The organism is Balneola sp., from assembly GCA_003712055.1.
GTDB lineage: Bacteria > Bacteroidota > Rhodothermia > Balneolales > Balneolaceae > RHLJ01.
Genome location: RHLJ01000006.1, coordinates 137,212 through 156,459 on the forward strand (window position 1 = coordinate 137,212; position 19,248 = coordinate 156,459).

General features: G+C 38.6%; 22 protein-coding genes. 1 reads left to right on the forward strand and 21 read right to left on the reverse strand.

All coding sequences use genetic code 11. The features are described from left to right. Positions 1–7: 7 nt before the first annotated feature. The 21 genes from ED557_14070 to ED557_14170 all read right to left on the reverse strand — a co-directional run bounded on the left by ED557_14070 (position 8) and on the right by ED557_14170 (position 17,715). Complete coding sequence (locus tag ED557_14070; GenBank protein RNC79645.1) at positions 8–811, reverse strand: AraC family transcriptional regulator; 804 nt, start codon at positions 809–811, stop codon at positions 8–10. Further along, positions 808–1,482, reverse strand: coding sequence for an alpha/beta hydrolase (locus ED557_14075; GenBank protein RNC79646.1), 675 nt, complete (start codon positions 1,480–1,482; stop codon positions 808–810). The genes ED557_14070 and ED557_14075 overlap by 4 nt, the downstream gene beginning before the upstream one ends. Before the next feature lie 279 nt (positions 1,483–1,761). Next, positions 1,762–2,073 carry a GIY-YIG nuclease family protein gene (locus ED557_14080; GenBank protein RNC79647.1) on the reverse strand — a complete coding sequence of 104 codons (312 nt, stop codon included), beginning with the start codon at positions 2,071–2,073 and terminating at the stop codon, positions 1,762–1,764. Between the two features lie 204 nt (positions 2,074–2,277). Further along, complete coding sequence (locus ED557_14085; GenBank protein ID RNC79648.1) at positions 2,278–2,646, reverse strand: DUF2200 domain-containing protein; 369 nt, start codon at positions 2,644–2,646, stop codon at positions 2,278–2,280. A 295-nt stretch (positions 2,647–2,941) separates the two neighbouring features. Further along, positions 2,942–3,310: a VOC family protein gene (locus ED557_14090; GenBank protein ID RNC79649.1), complete on the reverse strand. Its 369-nt coding sequence runs from the start codon at positions 3,308–3,310 to the stop codon at positions 2,942–2,944. Between the two features lie 153 nt (positions 3,311–3,463). Then, positions 3,464–4,279 (reverse strand): AraC family transcriptional regulator, encoded by an 816-nt coding sequence (locus ED557_14095; GenBank protein ID RNC79650.1) that lies wholly within the window; start codon positions 4,277–4,279, stop codon positions 3,464–3,466. Positions 4,280–4,283: 4 nt separating this feature from the next. Continuing rightward, entirely contained in the window at positions 4,284–5,159 is an 876-nt protein-coding gene (locus ED557_14100; protein ID RNC79651.1) for an RDD family protein, read from the reverse strand. 73 nt (positions 5,160–5,232) lie between these two features. Further along, positions 5,233–6,048: a hypothetical protein gene (locus ED557_14105; GenBank protein RNC79652.1), complete on the reverse strand. Its 816-nt coding sequence runs from the start codon at positions 6,046–6,048 to the stop codon at positions 5,233–5,235. Next, positions 6,009–6,461, reverse strand: coding sequence for a hypothetical protein (locus ED557_14110; GenBank protein ID RNC79653.1), 453 nt, complete (start codon positions 6,459–6,461; stop codon positions 6,009–6,011). Before ED557_14110 ends, ED557_14105 begins: the two co-directional genes overlap by 40 nt. Positions 6,462–6,720: 259 nt before the next feature. Further along, positions 6,721–8,019: a hypothetical protein gene (locus ED557_14115; protein RNC79654.1), complete on the reverse strand. Its 1,299-nt coding sequence runs from the start codon at positions 8,017–8,019 to the stop codon at positions 6,721–6,723. 17 nt (positions 8,020–8,036) lie between these two features. After that, complete coding sequence (locus ED557_14120; protein ID RNC79655.1) at positions 8,037–8,381, reverse strand: hypothetical protein; 345 nt, start codon at positions 8,379–8,381, stop codon at positions 8,037–8,039. A gap of 1 nt (position 8,382) precedes the next feature. Further along, on the reverse strand, positions 8,383–8,658 hold the full coding sequence (locus ED557_14125; GenBank protein RNC79656.1) for a hypothetical protein: 276 nt from the start codon (positions 8,656–8,658) through the stop codon (positions 8,383–8,385). Then, complete coding sequence (locus ED557_14130; GenBank protein ID RNC79657.1) at positions 8,610–8,864, reverse strand: hypothetical protein; 255 nt, start codon at positions 8,862–8,864, stop codon at positions 8,610–8,612. The genes ED557_14125 and ED557_14130 overlap by 49 nt, the downstream gene beginning before the upstream one ends. After that, the gene (locus tag ED557_14135) at positions 8,861–9,211 is read right to left on the reverse strand and encodes a hypothetical protein (GenBank protein ID RNC79658.1); all 351 of its coding nucleotides are present in this window, start codon (positions 9,209–9,211) and stop codon (positions 8,861–8,863) included. Before ED557_14135 ends, ED557_14130 begins: the two co-directional genes overlap by 4 nt. Positions 9,212–9,216: 5 nt before the next feature. After that, positions 9,217–9,666 (reverse strand): hypothetical protein, encoded by a 450-nt coding sequence (locus tag ED557_14140; protein ID RNC79659.1) that lies wholly within the window; start codon positions 9,664–9,666, stop codon positions 9,217–9,219. Positions 9,667–9,668: 2 nt separating this feature from the next. Then, positions 9,669–10,739, reverse strand: coding sequence for a hypothetical protein (locus ED557_14145; GenBank protein ID RNC79660.1), 1,071 nt, complete (start codon positions 10,737–10,739; stop codon positions 9,669–9,671). Next, a complete protein-coding gene (locus ED557_14150; protein RNC79661.1) occupies positions 10,736–11,869 on the reverse strand; it encodes a carbohydrate-binding family 9-like protein in 1,134 nt (377 codons plus the stop codon). The genes ED557_14145 and ED557_14150 overlap by 4 nt, the downstream gene beginning before the upstream one ends. Positions 11,870–12,105: 236 nt before the next feature. Continuing rightward, positions 12,106–13,713 (reverse strand): phosphoenolpyruvate carboxykinase (ATP), encoded by a 1,608-nt coding sequence (gene pckA, locus ED557_14155; protein ID RNC79751.1) that lies wholly within the window; start codon positions 13,711–13,713, stop codon positions 12,106–12,108. Between the two features lie 317 nt (positions 13,714–14,030). Next, positions 14,031–14,411: a rhodanese-like domain-containing protein gene (locus tag ED557_14160; GenBank protein ID RNC79752.1), complete on the reverse strand. Its 381-nt coding sequence runs from the start codon at positions 14,409–14,411 to the stop codon at positions 14,031–14,033. Between the two features lie 59 nt (positions 14,412–14,470). Then, entirely contained in the window at positions 14,471–15,913 is a 1,443-nt protein-coding gene (locus ED557_14165) for a T9SS C-terminal target domain-containing protein (GenBank protein RNC79662.1), read from the reverse strand. Then, complete coding sequence (locus ED557_14170) at positions 15,910–17,715, reverse strand: T9SS C-terminal target domain-containing protein (GenBank protein RNC79663.1); 1,806 nt, start codon at positions 17,713–17,715, stop codon at positions 15,910–15,912. Before ED557_14170 ends, ED557_14165 begins: the two co-directional genes overlap by 4 nt. Before the next feature lie 320 nt (positions 17,716–18,035). On the opposite strand from ED557_14170, the gene ED557_14175 reads away from it, so the two are divergent. Next, the gene (locus ED557_14175) at positions 18,036–19,238 is read left to right on the forward strand and encodes an Fmu (Sun) domain-containing protein (protein ID RNC79664.1); all 1,203 of its coding nucleotides are present in this window, start codon (positions 18,036–18,038) and stop codon (positions 19,236–19,238) included. The last annotated feature ends 10 nt before the right edge of the window (positions 19,239–19,248 follow it).

Consider the following 19,248-nt stretch of genomic DNA (forward strand, 5'->3'; position numbering starts at 1 on the left):
ATTAACATCACCCACATTTTTTTTGAAATTCTTTTGGGGTCATTCCCAGGTATCTTTTGAAGGTCCTTGAAAAATGACTCTGATCAGAAAACCCACATTCATAGCAGATATCATATAGCGATTTGTTGGTGGATAGCATGAGATCAACAGCTTTCTTGATCTTCATCTGTCGGATATAGTCACCAAGTGTAGTAGAAAAATATTTTGGCACGGATCGGGACAGATGTCCGGGATGAATGCCTAACTGTTCCGATAGGGTTTTTAAATTGAACGGTTCATTATGTTGGTGAATCATGTCAACAAGAGAGGAGAGCCAGGAAGGATTTTTCTCCATCTGGTATACCTTTTCTTTATCGATATTCTCACATAATTCAGAGACCAGGAGTTCACAGGAAATTTCGGAGTATATGTCGGCACATTTAAACTCCCTATATAGTTTGGCGAGAATATGATGAAGCTTTGGGTTTCTTATGAGCGTACTCCCTTCCCATAGATTGATGTCTATGTTATTTTTCTCGAACCAGTTTTTTTCAAATTCAATATGGAAACCCCGCGCATGCACTGATTCTTTAGAATTGAAATGAACTTCTTGCCAGTTATGAAGAAGGAAGCTTCCGGAAGGGCAGGTCGTTTTCCGCTTTCTATTTACATCGTATAAATCCCCTTCAAGAACGTACATGAAATAGGGGTTTTCATGAAAATGCCAATCAGTTCTTTCTGTCAGGTAATCGTATTCCGAAAACAGGATACCGTTCATCTCCTGCTCGGCATTCATCGAGCCATAGTAAGTACCTTTGGTAAGTATTTTCATTTCTCCTGTACTATATGCTCAAAACTAGCTGTAAGAATACCGTTTAGTATTCTACTCAGTTCGGTAGCTTTAGTAAAAATCATCAAGTGGGAGCCATTTTCTACTATTTGATCAACATCAACATTTCTGATTGGGATAGTATTATCGTTATCTCCGTGAATCGATATTATCGATGAGTCATAAGATGTTCGATCCCAGTTAACGATCATATCAATGGTTCTTTTTAAAAACCTTGGATCTTTATCTTTCAACATTTGTTTGAAGACTTCCTTTTCAGTGTTTCTTACGGGCTCAAAAATAGGTTGTAGGAATTGAGCTCCTAATTTAGAAATCCAACCTGGTATTATTTTATACAGGAAGAATCTACGTTGAATGGTGTAAAGCTTAGGTAGTTCATTTTTTGACTTGGCACTTGAAACAACTATAGTTTTTATAGGATTTAAGAGATCATTCATCTCTGTCGCAATCATCCCGCCAATGGAAACTCCAACCAGAATGAAAGGCTCGCTCTTATCAACTTGAGAGGCAAGCTGCTGTGCATATTCTGCCATTGAAAGTCCTTTCTCCGGGAGCTCAAAGTGTATATAGCGGATCTCAAAAGAAGGGGCTAAAGAGAGCTTACCAAACAACCTATAATCAGCACCCTGGCCAGGGATTAAATAAATTTTCATTCCACGATATGTTGGCTAATAACAAACGGAGTTGTAGACGGGAGATTGAAGAATTAGTTTGATATTAACTAAACCGAATTGAATACCCTTACTAACAATTAGTTCTATGTTACAAGTGAATGGGCACACTAAATCGACAAGATCTTTCGCAAGTATGCTCAAGATGACTAAGTATTATATCATAAGAACTTTTATAAAGTCATCCCGAGGATGCCTCCGAAGGATCTAATCGGATTACGATTTTTATAATTGTAATACTCATTTCAAAAAAACAACGAATCACTTTGGTGGCCAAATACCACATACCTTTGTATTCAAGAATGCTCTGGAAGGGTTCATATCTTGAATTATCATTTCCTTTTTCTTCCTGGATTTCCCCTTTATATACTTTTCGGCTTGTATGGCTTCATGGGAGGAAGCAAAAGCTTCATAGTAAATCAAAAAATAACAGTAATACTTTCCTGCAAATGTATCAGAACTACCTCTATGTATATAATGTTCAATAAGTCGGCGTTGGAGATCATTCGTAACTCCGGTGTATAGTGTTGTTCTCGAGGGGTTGGTAGTGATATAAACATAGAATTCTCTCATACAAGAGAGATCGCTCTTGATGGAATTCCTTACAATGTTATTTAATTAAGTAGTACTTATCCGACAGGATCTTTCGCAAGTATGCTCAAGATGACCTAAATAAGAAGACTTTATGTTTACAAGTCATCCTGAGGTTACTACCGAAGGATCTCATCGGATAGAAGGTAATGAAAGGATAATAGAAGAGAATTATGAATCAGCGCCTTAAGCAGTTCGCAGAATTTTCTCCATCTTTTTACCTTTTGCTAATTCGTCTACCACCTTGTCAAGGTATCTGGCTTGCCGTGTTAGAGGAGTTTCAATGTCCTCAACGCGATACCCACAAATCACTCCCTTAATAAGCTCTGCATTGGGATGTAGGGTAGCTTCTTCAAAAAAGGTTTCAAAGGTTGCCTTTCGATCTATCAACTCTTGTAATTTGGTTTCATTGAAACCGGTAAGCCATTCAATTACCTCGTGAAGTTCCTCTTTTGTTCGTCCTTTCTTTTCCACTTTAGTTACATAGTGTGGATATACGGAAGCGAAGGTTAATGCAGCAATTCGAGCATCGTGTTCTGGAGTGGTAGTAGGCATGAGTCTTTCTTTAAGGTGAGCCTAAAAGAAAGAGATAGAAGGTAGAATTTCAATAGTGATTTCTTAGGAAATGAGTAAAGATATATTCGCAATAAGCTAAGAATTCGCGTTGATGGATGATTCTTACATAAATCGAAAGACTATCACTATTTCTACAGGATCTTTCGGAGGTATCCTCAAGATGACTGGCCATTATATAGCTTATATCTTTAAAAAGTCATTCTGAGGATACTTCCGAAGAATCTTATCGGATAGAAGGTTTAAAATCCAGAATAAGAGACTTCGAAATGACAAGTTAATTCGGGGAATTCAAGCCCAGCCTGTTGCCTTCTGAATCCAGGAATAAAGCAAAGAAGCCACTTTCATCAGCATGAGCAGTCTTGGGGACAATGACGCTGCCTCCGTTTTCTTCAACTTTATCTAACACCACTTGAAGGTCATCTCCGGCATTGAGGTAAATGGCAACTCCATCAGTGGAAGGCTGATATCCATCTCCCTGGATGATAACGCCATGGACTGTTTGATTTTCATAAGGCAAGATGCCCATTTCCATACCTGGTATTTCCATTTGTTCTACGGATACATCCAAAATGGCCTGGTAGAATTCGATGGCTCGAGAAATGTCGGTTGCCGGGATTTCAAAAAGTGAGATATAGCTATTCATAGGTTGGTTATTAGTTATTAGTTACTAGTTATTTGTTAATGGTTATTGGGAAGATGATTCACCAATAACCATTAACAAATAACCACTAGCGAAGTTGAAACAAAACTAAGCCAGGAATTAAAGATAGAATTGTAAAAATGCGACAGGGTTGGTTCACTTATAGAAAAGGGTGGAAAGGGTCATATGCTCATTGTCTAAAAATTCCTTGGGACTAACTCCAATGAACTCTCTAAAATCTTTAATGAAGTGAGCCTGGTCGAAGTATTCATTTTCATAGGCTATGTTGGTCAGGCTTTCTCCCTCTTCATTCAACATCATGTTCAGAGCACTGTGCAGTCGAATTACTCTCCCTAACTGTTTGGGACTGATTCCAATTTGCTTCACAAACTTTCGTTCGAGCTGCCTTCGTTTGGAAAGGTCTTCCTGAAGAATAGTGTTAATTGAGGTACTTCCTTTCGTTGATACCAAAGCATCGATAGTAGATTGAACAATGGCATCTACCGTAGATTGTTCGCTTAATTTCTTGAGAAGAAAAGCTTCAATAATTTCGATTCTCTGTTGTGTATTCTCTGCCCGGACGATCTTTTGTTCCAATTCTTTTGCAGGGATTTCTCCAAACAACGTTGAGACAGGAGTTTCTACATCTGATAACTCTTTGAGTGGAGTATCTATAAAATTGGCAAAGCCATAGGGGTAGAAGCAGATAGCGAAAGAGTCTACATTTCCCATGGGTTCGATATAATATGATTTGGTTCGTTGCCCCATCACCATAGCACAAGGATGAACGATATATTCGGTATCAGAAACGTATCGTTTTATATCATCCGCAAGGTTGAAAGTCATTTCAATACAGCCATCAGGGATAATTTTCTGCTTTTGGTTAGTAGGATCATAAGGTACTTCCAGTGTCCAGTAAAACTTGACGAGTGCTACTAAATCCGGATGAGGTTGAAAGGTTTGGTAATTCACATTGTTATTTTTCTCGCCAGTCTAATGGCTTTGTTCTAGTAATCATATTTCCGGTTTCCTTGTAAACATATCTAATCTGACCTACAAACGTCCCTTCTGCATGTCTGGAAAGTAGAACTGATAAAGCTTTGTTATGATAATCCACAAAATCATCATTACTAGTTAGATGATTTTTATCAAGTGTTAGAATTACAGAAATGTATTTCAGATTCGGTTCTGCTTTTATTCGATCATAGACTCTTACATCTGCAGTTAATTCGTTTCCAAATTCACTTTCAAAAAGTTCAGCTATTTCCTGACTTGCAGAATTATTTATCGAGGCTTCAATATAGGATACTTGATTGGATTTGATTAGCTCGTTAAGTCCGACAAAGGGCAAAGAGAAAAGTAGCATTAAGCCAAGGGCTAGCGCAAAAGCTATTCCCATTTGTGTATAGTTAGGCTCAGGTTGTTCAATTTCGGAGTTAAAAGGTACAACCTTAGTTCCAGCAACCATATCACCGATTCGGCGACCAGGGTTTACCAATGCCATAATCACTTCTATCGGCCATATCATACAAAACAAATTTCTTACAAGGCATTTTAGAGGAGATGCCGCCTTTTCTGTTCGTTTATCAACAACCTGGAGCTTTAGAATTCTTTTAGCAATACTCTGACCGTTTATTGAATCCTTACAGAAATAAAGAGCAAAACCTATTAACCCAATAAAACTTAACCCTCCAAAAATATCAGGACTGACTTGTTCATGGCTTATTTGAAAGGCAGTTATAAATGTTGATATCATTCCCGGGATAAAGAATATCATAGTGACAAATGTCATGATGAAATGATCCAATACCATTGAAGAAATTCTGATCCCGGCATTTATTTCTTTTTCCATTTATGGTTTTCTAGTTAAGAGTCCATTGGTTTTAGCTAAGCAGTAAAACGAATAAAAAACAATCAGCTTTTAATTACAATGAAAAGGTTGTTCGGATGCCAAGTACGGTTGCGTTATCAATCTGCCTGGCGCTTGCTCCACCAGGATTGATGACATGTATCACACTTCCTTGTATAGCCCAACCATCCAGAACGTTTTTTTGATGGGTCAGTTCTAGAAAAGATTCAGTTTGGGTTTGTCCTGGCAAGTTGGAAGCCACCAATACATCGCCCACATGGGGGTAGGTAACGATGAAACCTAAGTTGTCATCCCAGTGTGAAATAAGGCCTTTCCAGTAAGCTCCCGCATGAATGTCATAATCATAAGGCGTTCTTTCATCTTGTAATATCAGGCCGGCAAGAGTGAAAAGATATAATCCGTCTTCCTCCCGGTTCGCTTTGGAATAGAGTTGTTGTTCCGCAGCCAAATAGACGCTCGTCAATCCTCGTTTAAGAGAACCACTAGCTGTAGGAAAGGTGTTTGTGTCGTACCAGGTTCCAAGGCGATAAAAACCTTTGGCTCCTCCGAGCGATCCTTTCCAGGTGGTCTCAGCAATCAAAAGGGCGTTATCGGGCTGAAGTGTAAATTGGAAACCGTGGGGGTTGCCATCGAATTCATCGACGTTATCGCCATCCGCGTCAAAGCCACCGAGCCGTAGTGTCCATTGCTCAGTAAGATCATAACGTATCTGTATGGCGGTTGAAGCGACGGGCCATGGCGGAGCATTGGGTGAAAGTGTGTATGCGTAACCAGCTGGCATGTGAAGGAACAGGGTAGTGCCTGTGGTTGTCAGGAAATCTTCATCAACAGCTAACATCCCAGCTTTGATGCCAAGTTTTCGTTTGAGGATTGATAGTTTATAAAAAAATGCTGGAGTCGTGTTGTCTTGGCACCGTCTATATTGGAGACTAACAAATCATCGCCCACGAAAGAAGAGGGGCTCTTTCCATGCAGGTTTATGACATTGAAATCAATGGAAGTTCCTTTTAGTCCTACTATTTTCTCAAAATCAAAATGGATGTTTAGATCCAAATACCCCTGGTAAACCGTTTTGTTTTGTATACCTCCGGCCACATTAGATAACACTTCGGAATTATAGTCCAGGTTCCAGTGAAGTCCGTACTGCTCAGTAGATGAGTGAAATTGATTTGGAAGAAGTTGTGCAAACATTGTTGCTGGATGCCATAGCGTTATCAGAATGGTAATGCCTATAAATACAGGTACTCTGATAGCTTTTTGCTTCTTTAAATTAAAAATTTGCATCTCAACTGGGTCAATTCGGCTGACTAAGTGGCTGCCTAATCTAGACAAAACAGCCTTAAGAACTAGTCTAAATTTCCATCAAAGTCTCTCTTATAGGTCATTCCGAATTTATTTCGGAATCTTATGACGTGGCTTTGTTTAATGATCAGTCGATGAGTACTCTTGATGCCTCACAAAGATGCTGAAACGAGTTCAGCATGACTTGGTAACTGGTCTAAATTAACCTCTGATTAATAGATTTGGGAATCAGTTCTCACTTTTAGTAAATCCATGTTTCAAAAAAGGCATCTAAATCCGAATTGGTGGCTTCCTCCATGGCTAGTTTGAAATCATCTGTTGTTACAGATTTTCCAAAATAGCTTTTGCTGTAATATTGGATGCCTTTCCAAAAGGCTTCGTCTCCAAGCTCTTCTCTTAAGATGTGCAATACATACGCACCCTTGTAGTAAACAACATTTCGATTATCCCGGTTGGACCTCCATTCCTCAAAAACCAAAGGTCTGTCCAACCCTCTTTCAACAAGATCATCGTAGATGCTTTTGTAGATGGCTATATCGGATTGGTATTTTTCCTTACCAAATCTGTGCTCACTGAATGCTGAGGACATATAAACAGCAAAAGCCTCATTCAACCAAAAGTGGCCAAAATCCTTACAGGTGATCATGTTTCCCCACCACTGATGTGCTAGCTCATGAGATATAAGATGGATTTCGGAGCTATCTCTGAACACGAAAGTAGGATAGGAGTCTGCTAAAACTGAAAGGCCAGACATTTCCTGATAATTATCGCCAATTAAAATCTGTGAGTAGGAGTCTTGAACATATTCTATGCCTGATTTTTGTTCAAAAAACTCCAGAATAGCAGAAGTTTCGATAAACATTTCCTTCAACTCATTCTCATCTAGCTCGGATGAATAGTAATTCAGATTTACCTCTCCGATTGGCTCCGTTGTTTCTGTGAATGATCCGATAACAAATCCATAGGTATAGGAAGGTGTTTCATAGCTTTGATGCCATTTATGAAGTTCCTTTTCTCCTTTTTCTTCAATACCTACTAACTCACCACTTGCTATAGACTGCATCCCTTTTGGAAGGAGAATATTGATAGAAAAAGTAGCTCGGTCATTTGGGGCATTATTACTAACCATCCAATGGTCGGTAAAGAAAACGGTATGAGCTTGATTCTTATCGGCATTGAAAAGAAGTCCTCTTTCAGGATTTCCATGATAATGGATGGCTATTTCATGCAGAGTTTGTTCTTGTGGAGTAAGATCTACCAGCAATTTTGAATCAACTTTTTTGTGATAGATAACACTTGCTCCTGACACCTTATATATTTCAAGTGTTGATGCATCTAAGCTTATCTCGTTTATACTGTCTGCTACTTCAAATTTAATTAGAAGACTACCTTCGATAGATTGGTTTTGAATATTTGGTTCGATGGTTAGTTCATAGCTCAGTACGTCAAGCTCGGTTTCCTGGGAATGGGCGGTAATCGCTAGGAGGCATGCACAAATGGCTAGAATGAGTTTTTTGTTTTTGAGCGTTGATAATCCCATTAATGCGTAACTCTCACTTATTCTTTTTTTAGCAAGCCATACTCTTTAATTGCTTCTGGCCAAATATGTTCTCTATTGGCATTTATGATCTGATAGACTAATTCACTAATTACTTTTTGATCTAAGCTCTCTTTTTCCATTTCAGAGATAAAATCTTGAGAATTCTTACTACTCAATTCAATTGAACTTTCATCAAGTCCACAGCACCCAAATCCGTCAAAAGAAATTCTTACCAATGAAATTCTATTATCAGGTGAGCGATTAAAATCTAAAAAAATAGAACCGTCTAAACAGCCTAGATAGTAATCTGCTCTTCTAGTGTTGGGCATTTTTGTTTTGAAAAAGTGGAAATCATCTCCCATATCATTTTCTTTTCCAGAATTTCCATCTCGAGTTCGATTTCTTTTTCCATTTTTTATATCTCCAGGAAATCATTTTAGACATCCGATCGTAGTTTTCCTGGGTATTAGGTATTTCATAAAGTGAATCATATTTCCGACCTAAAGTGAGTTGATAGTCTGTGAGGTATTTTCCGTATTCCCCTTTAGCATTTAAATAGTAGAATTTTGTAAATGCCAATCCTTCCTCATTTAGAAAATCATCAATAAACTTTTCGCCACAAGGTTTGTCATTTCCCAATCTTCAATGAATTCAGAGTTAGTTGAAAGCAGGTTAAATTCAATTTCTGATTCTGCAACTTTTTCACAACTAATTTCTTCAGGACAGATTCTCCAATACTCGTTCTTGTCTGTTTTGAAAACCACATTACCGAAGTCATTGGTTCGAATGATTTCAGTAGCGTTGAATCCTTTCCAGCTCCAAGCTTTATTAATTTCAGTAATCATTTTTCTCTCAGGAAGTGTTTTAAAACAGGAAAGCCCAAATAGTGCTTTGGCAGGTTAACTCTTTTTTTAGCTTTAAGTATGGTTACGTTTATCGAATTATAAGGGCCTACACCTGGTGCCAGTCCACAAAATACTTCGCTAACAGCCTCCTGGTCACCGTAATCATCTATAAACTTTTTTTCTACAGCTTTAAAAATATCCCATTCATTAGGTTTATAAGGAGTAAGTCTTTGGCAAACCGCTTTTTGTTCAGATTCAGATAAATTAAAAAATGAATCTACAGTAAGAGAATTGTATTTCCTCAAGCTACTTTTAGGCTTCAATACTTTTAAAATCTTTGAGATCATTTTATCTACTCAAAATCGTAATCAATTGGTGGGTTCTTAGGATCGTATTCCTTTTCACATTCTGGGATATAAGGCGACAAGTTTTGGTCATTTGTTTCATAAACTTTCCCTCGTTTCAAAACCCAGAGCTTAAATATGTTTGAATTGTCGATCTCATCATTATGATCTTCATCATCGAGAATGTATAAAGTCCCATAAGATCCAGGTCCATTCTCAGCTAACCATTTTAAAATTTGTATTGGATAAAATACACTTTGGTCCTTATGATTGTGTTGCGAACTGAAGATGAAGGCTTCTAAGCCATTGTAGTCTATAAACTTTGATTTTTTCTCATCTATAATCGGATGAGATTCTGTGAGATATTTTTTAAACGCTTTGAGAAACTCTGACTGCTTTTTGACACCGTCATCATAGTCACTGAATCTCAAAGTGATCCAGCCGTGATATTCAATCATTCCTAATTCCTCTCCTCACTCAATCTCTTAATCACCTCCCAATGTTCATCGCTCATAGCGCCGACATCATATACAGAGATACCGGAAGCTCCACCTTCAATGGCTTTTTGGATGGCCTGATCGAGTTCATCGGGATTCATTGGTGGAATGTACAATCCGGCAACAATAGGGAATCGCTCATGAGATTCACGAATACCTTGCTCTGTTGAGAACTTCACCCACTCAAAGTTCTGGCGGTAGAAGTTTTGGTAAAGCATAGGAAGGGCAATATCCAGGTTCCAGCTCGCCCAATCCTGGCGCACCATTTGGCGACTCATTTCCGGAAAAGGGAAGACTGCCGCAGTAATGAGCTTATCATTTGAATGAGCGATATCAGCAAGCTCGTTTACTAAGGTTGTTACCGCATTTAGTCGGTACTGTAACCATTCCATACTCAACTCGGGGTGTTCCATTTCCATAGGGTCAATACCAAATAACTCTTTGAATCCTTCACGGGCATTAGGGTGATACCCATAATCATATTCAGGGAATTGTCGATCCTGAACCAGATCATATACAGGTTGAAGGTCGGCTCCAAGGATTACATCTACATAACGAACATAATCCAAATGTACAGACTTGACCCCTTCAGCTTTGGCTACTTCCCGAATATTGGATTTAATATGCTCCCTGGCACCTTCCGAAAAAGGGGAGAGCCACTGATAGTAATCCACATAAGCACGATAATCCCAGGAATTATCTCCGTTTCGGTTTACCGCATACCACTCAGGATTTTTGGCTGCTGTGGTATCTCCGGGGCGATTTAGAGTCCATACCCATCCATGGATATCAATATCAAATTCGCTGGCAATGGAAGCAGCTTGTTCCAGTTTCTCTTTTCCAGCGCCAAGATATAAGTCGGTGAGTCCATATTCTGAAAGTCGTTGAAGTTCTGTTCTCCATTCTTCATCGGTATCAGCGATTCCACCACCCGTCCAGGCAGCAATCATAAATTCAGGTTCAGATTCCTGTTCAGTTGCAGGAACACAGGAAATAAATAGAACGAGTACTACTAAGTAGGAAGTGATTTTCATTGGTCAGCAATTACGTATCCGTCTTGATTAACGGTAATGGTTTGTCCTTTTGAGTTTGAAACCGTGATCTCAAACCCGAGTTTGGTTAGCGATGTTTCTGCGGAGAGTTGGAAGCCATTTGTGTTAAAGTCAGGGCCTCCCAGATCGGAGATATTTGAGGTGAAAACTTTATTCTGATTCCTCCAATCCATTTGCTTTCGATAGAGGTAAAATACTAGTTGGTATTCTATAGCAAGGGAAGGAGCGTAATTATTAGCCTGACTCATTTCCTCTTGTTCGGTGAAGAACACATAGCCCCAATGCTCAGGTCGGTGCATGGCAATGGCCGATTGCTCCGTCCACACCCAATTATTTTCATGGAGTCGGTTTCCTTCTTCATCTGTTTTCCTGGAATAGACTCCATCATTCACCTGGTGTTGCCATTGAACTCTGGAGAAGTTGATTCTCCACATGCTTCCTTCTTTTACCTCACTACCACGATCAATTTCTTTTAGTGCCTGGATTGGAATTGCCAACTCTACCGACCAGGAAGTATCAATATCAGTTGGGTTATTAATAGTACCTTTTATATCGATTCCGATTTGAGTGCCATTTACATCCCAATGATTTAATACTGGTCCATTTCTTCGATAGGGGCGAGCCAGGAATAGCTCCCAGAGAGTACCCAACACATTAACTTCAAACTCACCATAATAGGGTTGGTACTGGTTGGGCTTCACAAACACTTCAAAGTCATTATTGTGAAAAATCACGGCGTCTCTTTCTGTGATATCTCCCCAAACGTGTTCTTCTTCCATTTCTGCATAAAAGTAGATGAATTCATCATCCCAAAGCATTTTGACCCTGGTATTGTAATAGGGCTTTGGATTTTTGTTCCCTTCAATATCTATGAAATAATCGGTCCACAGAGCTTCATTCCATGATGGCTCAAATGCTTTACCATCAATAGAAAAGGTATTGCTCGTTTTCAGAATGGTATAACTCTTGGGTATGGTGAGTTGAAGGGAGGTTATTTGAGCTTGGCTTGTAGCACAAATAAGAGTGAATAAAAGTATGATCGGAATGCGCATCGCTGAAGGTAATGGAAACTTAGGATCAATAAAAAGGAGCTTGTATTTAGATGAATCCATAGATAATAGCTTCTTTGGACCCACCCTTCAATCCCCTCCACTGGAGGGGAGGCTCGTTGTTATAGATTTAATTTAAGCCAGGGAGTTCCCTTCTTGGGAGGGGATACAGGGGTGGATTAGCTATTCCATTGGATTAGCCACAAAAAACGAAACTACTAATGTTTGTGTGGCAGACAAAAAAAGCCCCACACAAAAGTGCGGGGCTTTATATTAAGCATAGAGTTAATCCCTTAACATCAGAGAGTCCGGGGTGCAGCCCCAAGAATCTCATCACTGGCATTATCTTCAAATTTTTTGAAATTATCCACAAACATCTGAGCAAGTTGTTGTGCTTTCTTATCATATTCGTGGGCATCGTCCCAGGTGTAACGTGGGATAAGAATCTTTGAAGGAACTCCTTTCACTTGAATAGGCACCTGGAAACCGAATACCGGATCCTTTACATATTCCACATCTTCCAAATCGCCATCAATAGCTTGTGAAAGCATTTTACGGGTGAAAGAAAGCTTCATACGCTTACCGATTCCATACACACCGCCAGTCCAGCCAGTGTTAACCAACCATACTTTTGAGTTATGCTTCTTAATTTTCTCTGCCAGTAGCTCCGCATACACAGTAGGGTGGAGTGGCATAAATGGAGATCCAAAACAAGCTGAGAAAGTAGCTTCGGGTTCGGTTACTCCACGCTCAGTACCGGCTACTTTAGCAGTGTATCCACTAATGAAGTGGTACATCGCCTGCTCCGGAGTTAAACGAGAGATAGGGGGTAGTATCCCAAAGGCATCACAAGTTAAGAAGATGATATTTTCAGGATGATTTCCTTTACCAGTGTCACTTGCATTTGGGATGAAGTGAATTGGATAAGAGCAACGAGTGTTTTGAGTCAGACTCACATTTGTAAAGTCAGGCTCTCTATTATCATCAAGAATTACATTCTCAAGAATAGTTCCTGGCATCTTGGTGGTTGCGTAAATCATCGGTTCGCTTTCTTCTGACAGATTTATGGTTTTCGCATAGCATCCACCTTCAAAGTTGAAAATTCCGTCATCACTCCAGCCATGTTCATCGTCACCGATAAGGGTTTTGTCCGGGTCAGCTGAAAGTGTTGTTTTACCAGTACCTGAAAGACCAAAGAAGACAGCTGTTTTCCCATTTTCATCATGGTTAGCAGAACAATGCATCGCCATCACTCCCTTTTTTGGAAGCAGATAATTCATTATCGCGAAGATTCCCTTCTTCACTTCACCTGAATACATGGTGCCACCGATAAGGATGATCTTTTTTTCAAAATTACACAGAATAAAAGTACTGGTTCGTGTTCCATCAATAGCCGGATCAGCTTCAAAGAAAGGAGCAGCCAATACGGTGAATTCAGGCTCATGAACACCTAGTTCTTCATCAGAAGGTCGGATGAACATGTTGTGAGTAAACAGGGCATGATAGGCTACCTCACTTACTACACGTACATTCAGTCTATTATTTTCGTCAGCTCCGGCAAATACATCTTTCACAAAGAGGCGTTTATCGGAAAGATAGTTGACTACTTTGTCATAAAGGTTGTTAAAGACTTCTTCTGAGGTTGGCTGGTTTACGGGGCCCCAGTCAATGTCGTCTTGAATAGAAGGTTGCTCAACCACAAACTTATCTTTCGGAGAGCGTCCGGTAAATTTTCCGGTATGTACTAGTAGAGCATGATCTTTGGTTAAAATTGCTTCGCCATGCAGTACGGCGTGTTCATAAAGTTCGGATGGATTTAAGTTCCAGTATACTTCTGTATTGCTTCCAAGGCCTAAGTAATCCAAGCCAATTGAACTTCTTGGATGTACGTCGTAGTCAGCTTTCATAGATCCTGTTTCGATAGGGTTATAAGGTCCTTTTAAGATAAGCATAGATCAAAGGATTTTAATCCCATTATAAGAGATTAGTTAACGGTTAAACCTTTTTTGGCTAAGCCGTCAATACCTTATTAATGTAAATCAGCACCTCCGGCTCGCATAAAAAATTACCAGCCTATATGAAGTTTCGATGAATAAATTTAGGTGGGGAAATTTATTTGGATTTTTTGGAGAAAATTCTCGTCCTAAAATCTTGTGCGAGTACTAAAAATCATTCTATATGATTTGGAAAAGCGGTTCCATTGCGAAGATGTTAAAAAAGACTTTTACTGGCTTTTTCTGCTCCATCCCGAATAACCGTCAGAGAGGTTTTTGACATTTGAAAAGCCAAGTTCTTTCACCATAATAGTTGAAGCGGCAGCACTTCTTCCACCTGATTGACAGTAGACGATATAAGTTTTTGAAGTATCGAATTCAGCAATGTTCATTTTGAAATCCTGGTCCATGAAATCCACCTGAATCGCATTTGGAATATGTCCTGCCTCGAACTCTCTGTCGGTTCTTACATCCAGGACAATAAGAGTGGAATCAGCAGATTCGGTAAGCAGCTCGAAATCTGTTAACGTGATGTCTGTAAAGGTCGAAGCAGAAGTAGTAGTACTTGTCTCTTTTTGATCTGGTTCTGGCTTATGTGTACATGCTACCATAAGAATTAAAAGGGTTCTGCTTATCCATGTAGCGAGTTTTTTCATTCGAAGTGTACGATTCATTTTAACAATGTGAGTTTCTTTACGAGGGATTGTGTTTTTGTTTCTAAGCGGTAAAAGTAAATACCTGAGGGCAAATTTGATGCATCAAAACTGAGCGTATGTAATCCGGCGCTTCGTCTCTCATCAACCAAGGTAGCTACTGATCTTCCCAATACATCATAAATGCTAAGCTTAACTTCTTCTGTTTTATTCAACTCGAAAGTGATGTTAGTAACCGGGTTAAAAGGGTTGGGATAGTTTTGATGAAGTACAACAGAGTTTGGAACTTCAGTCACGACTTCATTGGAGACAGGAAGTTTTTTGATGGACGTTATTGTTCCGGTTTGAGTGTTTACTTCAAAAAGTTCTTCTTCACTTAGGGTATAGAGCAAGCTCGACTTAGGCTTTTTATAGAGACCAGTTATCCTGGAATCTATCTCAGTTAGGAACTCAAAACTTTCTCCAAAATTAGATGAAAGATAAATGGTTGTGGAATCCGCTATAAGCACAGTTCCTTCTTCTTCCGAATCAGTAACCAAGAATTGTAAACGATCCACTTCTTCTGGAAAGGGAATATTAGCCCAGGAATTAGGTCGGCCAAAGTCCTCAGATCTCTTTAATGATCTTCTATAAACCTCATTCTCTTCTACAGTAACGATCGCGTATAAAACAGAGGCCTCAGAATCAAAGCTTAGGGTTTGATAAGAAGCAGTTGAGTCGGAGATTTTAAATCTGGCTGTATAATATTCACTGATGAACAAGTGACCCATATCGTTGATTGAATAAAACAACGAGTCCTGAACAGGGTGGATACCTTGTATACCAAATTCGGTACCTACAGAATCTAAATAGTGATAGAAAAAGGCATATTCTTCTTCAGTTGTGATAAAAAAGTTTGGGTTAAAATCTTCCTCTATAGAAACTCTAAAAGCTACTCCTTCAACGCTCTCATTATAGTATAAAGAGTCTTCTTTGTTGGATAGTATGAATCCATTTTCCGAATCAAGATCGATAGAACCAGTCGATCTTTGTTTTGTAAGACATACGCCTGGAGCAGTTAATTTCCTTCCTCGGTAATCAACTACTGGAGGAGGGAAACACCCCTGATATAGTGGCTGTTTTACCCATTTTGAAGGATCATTTTCATAGAAGCCGTAATCCCAAACTCGTTCTGAATCCGAATGTCCACTCAAACACCAGGGATTGTAATAGTCATCAAATTTGATGGAATCTTGTTGAGTTGAAGTATTAAAGTGAAAGACGTTATTTAGTAAAGTTACATCGGGATCCTCTTCAAATGGGCATGGGGTAGGTACCTCTTCGTATATTCGATAAAACAAATGAGTAACCCCTACTGAATCCTCTATGCCTTTTAAATCATGAAAGTATTTCTCCTGAGCATTCCCCGAAAAACTAACTCCCCCTAAGAAAAGTAAAAGTAGCAGTTTCTTCTCTGTCATTTGATCAGTGTTAATTTCTTCGTTTGCTCAACCCCGCCGGCTTCTAATTGATAAAAGTATATACCTGAGGGAAAATTTGAAGCGTCAAGCCGGATAGTATGTAATCCGGCGCTTCTTCTTTCATCAACTAAAGTAGATACGGTTCTCCCCAACGCATCAAAAACGGTAAGCTTAACGTCTTCTGTTTTATTCAGCTCAAAAGAGATATTAGTTACCGGGTTAAAGGGGTTAGGATAGTTTTGGTGTAAAAAAACCTCAGCAGGTAGGTCATTGCTAGATTCACCAGACTCAAGAATGATTACGAAATTAGCTGGTAGAGAACTACTGGATTCAGATTGCAATGGGTCTATTGAACTTATACTTACATTATAATTACCCGCTTTCAACTCTGTTAATGTTATATCGTTAGAGTGTGTTTCTAAAATAATTTGCTGCTCTTCGGAATTTACTGTTATTCTGTACTTTACATGTCCTTCTAAGGATTCAAAATCATTGCTTTTGTTCCAGCTTAGATTCACCGAACCAACATCAGTAACAGAAACAGATTGAAATTCAGGAATAGTTGGTTGCTCATTGGTTAATGTGCCTTCAAATTCAAGTTGATAAAGATATCCCGAATTTTGAAACCAGAAAAAAACGTCCAAATCATTATCTAAATCAGAGTCGAAATAAAAAATACTCCCAGTAGAACCATAATTAGTATCAAGATCGAGAACTATTTTGCTAAAGCTGGAATTTGATTCATTGACCCAAAGAGTAGCTTCATTTTCATTTACTTCGACAAAATCCGCATATCCATCATTATTCAGATGTATTGCTGTCATTTGACCTATTTGATTTCCTGAAAATGCAGATGGGCTCAAAGTGTATGTGGAGGAGGAATCATCATAAATATAGATTTCATAGAATCCACCTTCTGAGTCACCATCAGGTCTTTGTATTAATAAATCTGGAAAGTGATCATCGTTATACCAAAACGAATCGAAAGTCCAGTACATACTCTCAGGGACTTGAGGGTTTGAATTTGGAAGTCCAATTGACGTTCTGGTAAAGCTTCGATCTTTATTATTGACCTGAATTGCTGGTTCATCCCAGTATTGGTCATCGTATAAAAAGTCAAGATACCCATCCTGATTGAAGTCAAATATTTCAGTAGAGTATGTATTTTGCCCGAAATTTGTGATCTCATCAAATTCAGGAGGCTCATTTCCATTGCTCCATCCAATAGTAATATGACTGAAACCTAGAAAGATCATATCATTTCTTCCATCAAGGTCTAAATCATTTAGATGGTAAAGCTCTTTTGGATTCGTTTCTTCTCCTAAATAGATCTCATACGGGGCAGAAAATTCCAAGCTATCGATTATGCTGGCATCATCCATAAAATAGATCTCAATTAGATCATTAGTCATACTTGTAGTTCCATCGATAAACCTGGATTTCTGAGTAATTAAATCTAAAGACCCATTTTCATCCCAATCATCAATAAATAATTTGTTAATAAAACTGTTTGAGATAATTGTTTCTTTATTTTGAAATAACAATCCATTCGGTGAGCCAGGAATAAAGCTAATAGTTACCGTTTTTTGTTCAAATGGTACTGAGGGAGTATAATCTCTGAATATCAGGTCGGTAAACCCGTCATTATTTATATCGACAGGGTAGACCTCTGAAAGGACTTGATTCTGATTAGCAATAAAATGAGGTTCGATTACAAATAAAGAGTCCGATAGATCAGTTTGAAAAGCGGTTAAAGGGCCTGAGAAAATTAGTAAAAGAAAAGGTATTGCTATGTATTTCATTTGAATCTAAGACTTGATTATGAAACGCTATTTCTTTGTATGATTTGTTTAATCAAAACATATCGTTTTGTTTCCCGAGACAGTTATAAAACAGTATTATGATCTAACGTAACGTAGTTTAATGCAAATTGAAAAACATATAAGATTTATTCGGTTGTATTGTTAAGGGTATAATAAGTTTAGTTATTCACTGACTTTAAGTGTTATTCGTTAATGGTTATTGGTAAATCACCTTTCCAATAACCATTAACGAGTAACCAATCACACACAAGATTCACCAAAAAAGCGTTTATGTGTAATAATTAATAGCATTCATATAAATGCACGTTTGTAAAATGAGTCGATTTCATTCATATCTAAACTCTTCAACATCTATTCTTTCTGAATACTCAGGGAAAGAACCGTTCTCTCTCTTTTTGAAATCTGTTTTCAGAAAGAATAAGAAGTATGGTTCCAGAGATAGAAGAATAATCAGTCATCTTTGTTATTGTTATTTTCGCCTGGGGAAGAGCCTAATGGATGTACCAAAAGAAGAACGAATTCTTATGGGATTATTCCTGGTTTCCCAAGAACCCAATCAAGTGCTGGAAGCTTTAAAACCAGAATGGGTTGATAAAGTCACCAGCTCAATAGCGGAGAAAAAAAGATTTCTGGGAATCGAAACTGAATTGGAACAGTTATTTCCTTATCGCTCTGGGCTGAGTGAAGGGATAGCTTCTGATGAGTTTTCAGATTCATTTCTTACCCAACCAAATGTATTTGTTAGAATTCGTCCTGGATTTAAAGAGACGGTGCTCAACAAGCTTAAAAGTCATGATATTCAATTTGAGATAGTCGGTGAACAAGCTAGTTCGGTTTCTCCTAATACTAAACTGGATCAAATTCTAGTCCTGGATAAAGAGGCAGTAATACAGGATTGGAGCTCTCAACAGGTTGGAAACGAACTATTTGAGTTGTTTCAGACCCTGAAACAAGTTCAGGGTGACCCTTTACGGGTATGGGATTGCTGCGCAGGAAGTGGAGGGAAGTCAATAATGGCTTTTGACTTAAATAATTCAATTCAGCTCACGGTTTCCGATGTTCGATCTTCTATTCTGAATAACCTTCGAAACAGGTTTAAAAAGGCAGGAATAAACAGATATGATGAACTAACGGCAGATCTTTCAAAGCCAATAAACGATATTCCCAATCATCCTTTTGATATAATTATAGCTGATGTTCCATGTACAGGAAGTGGTACCTGGTCTCGCACACCTGAGCAGTTTCATTATTTCGATGAATCCAGGATAGAATGGTATGCAACATTACAGCGATCTATAGTTGTGAACAGTATGGCTCATCTAAAACGCGATGGATACCTGGTGTATATTACCTGCTCGGTATTTAAAGAAGAGAATGAGATGAATATAGAAAGGCTACTTTCAAAGTATGAACTGGATCTCATAGCTCAGAAGGTGATTCCGGGTTATAATGAAAGAGCAGATTCTATGTTTATCTCAATACTATCTCACGCTCAACTTTAATATCTTTGCA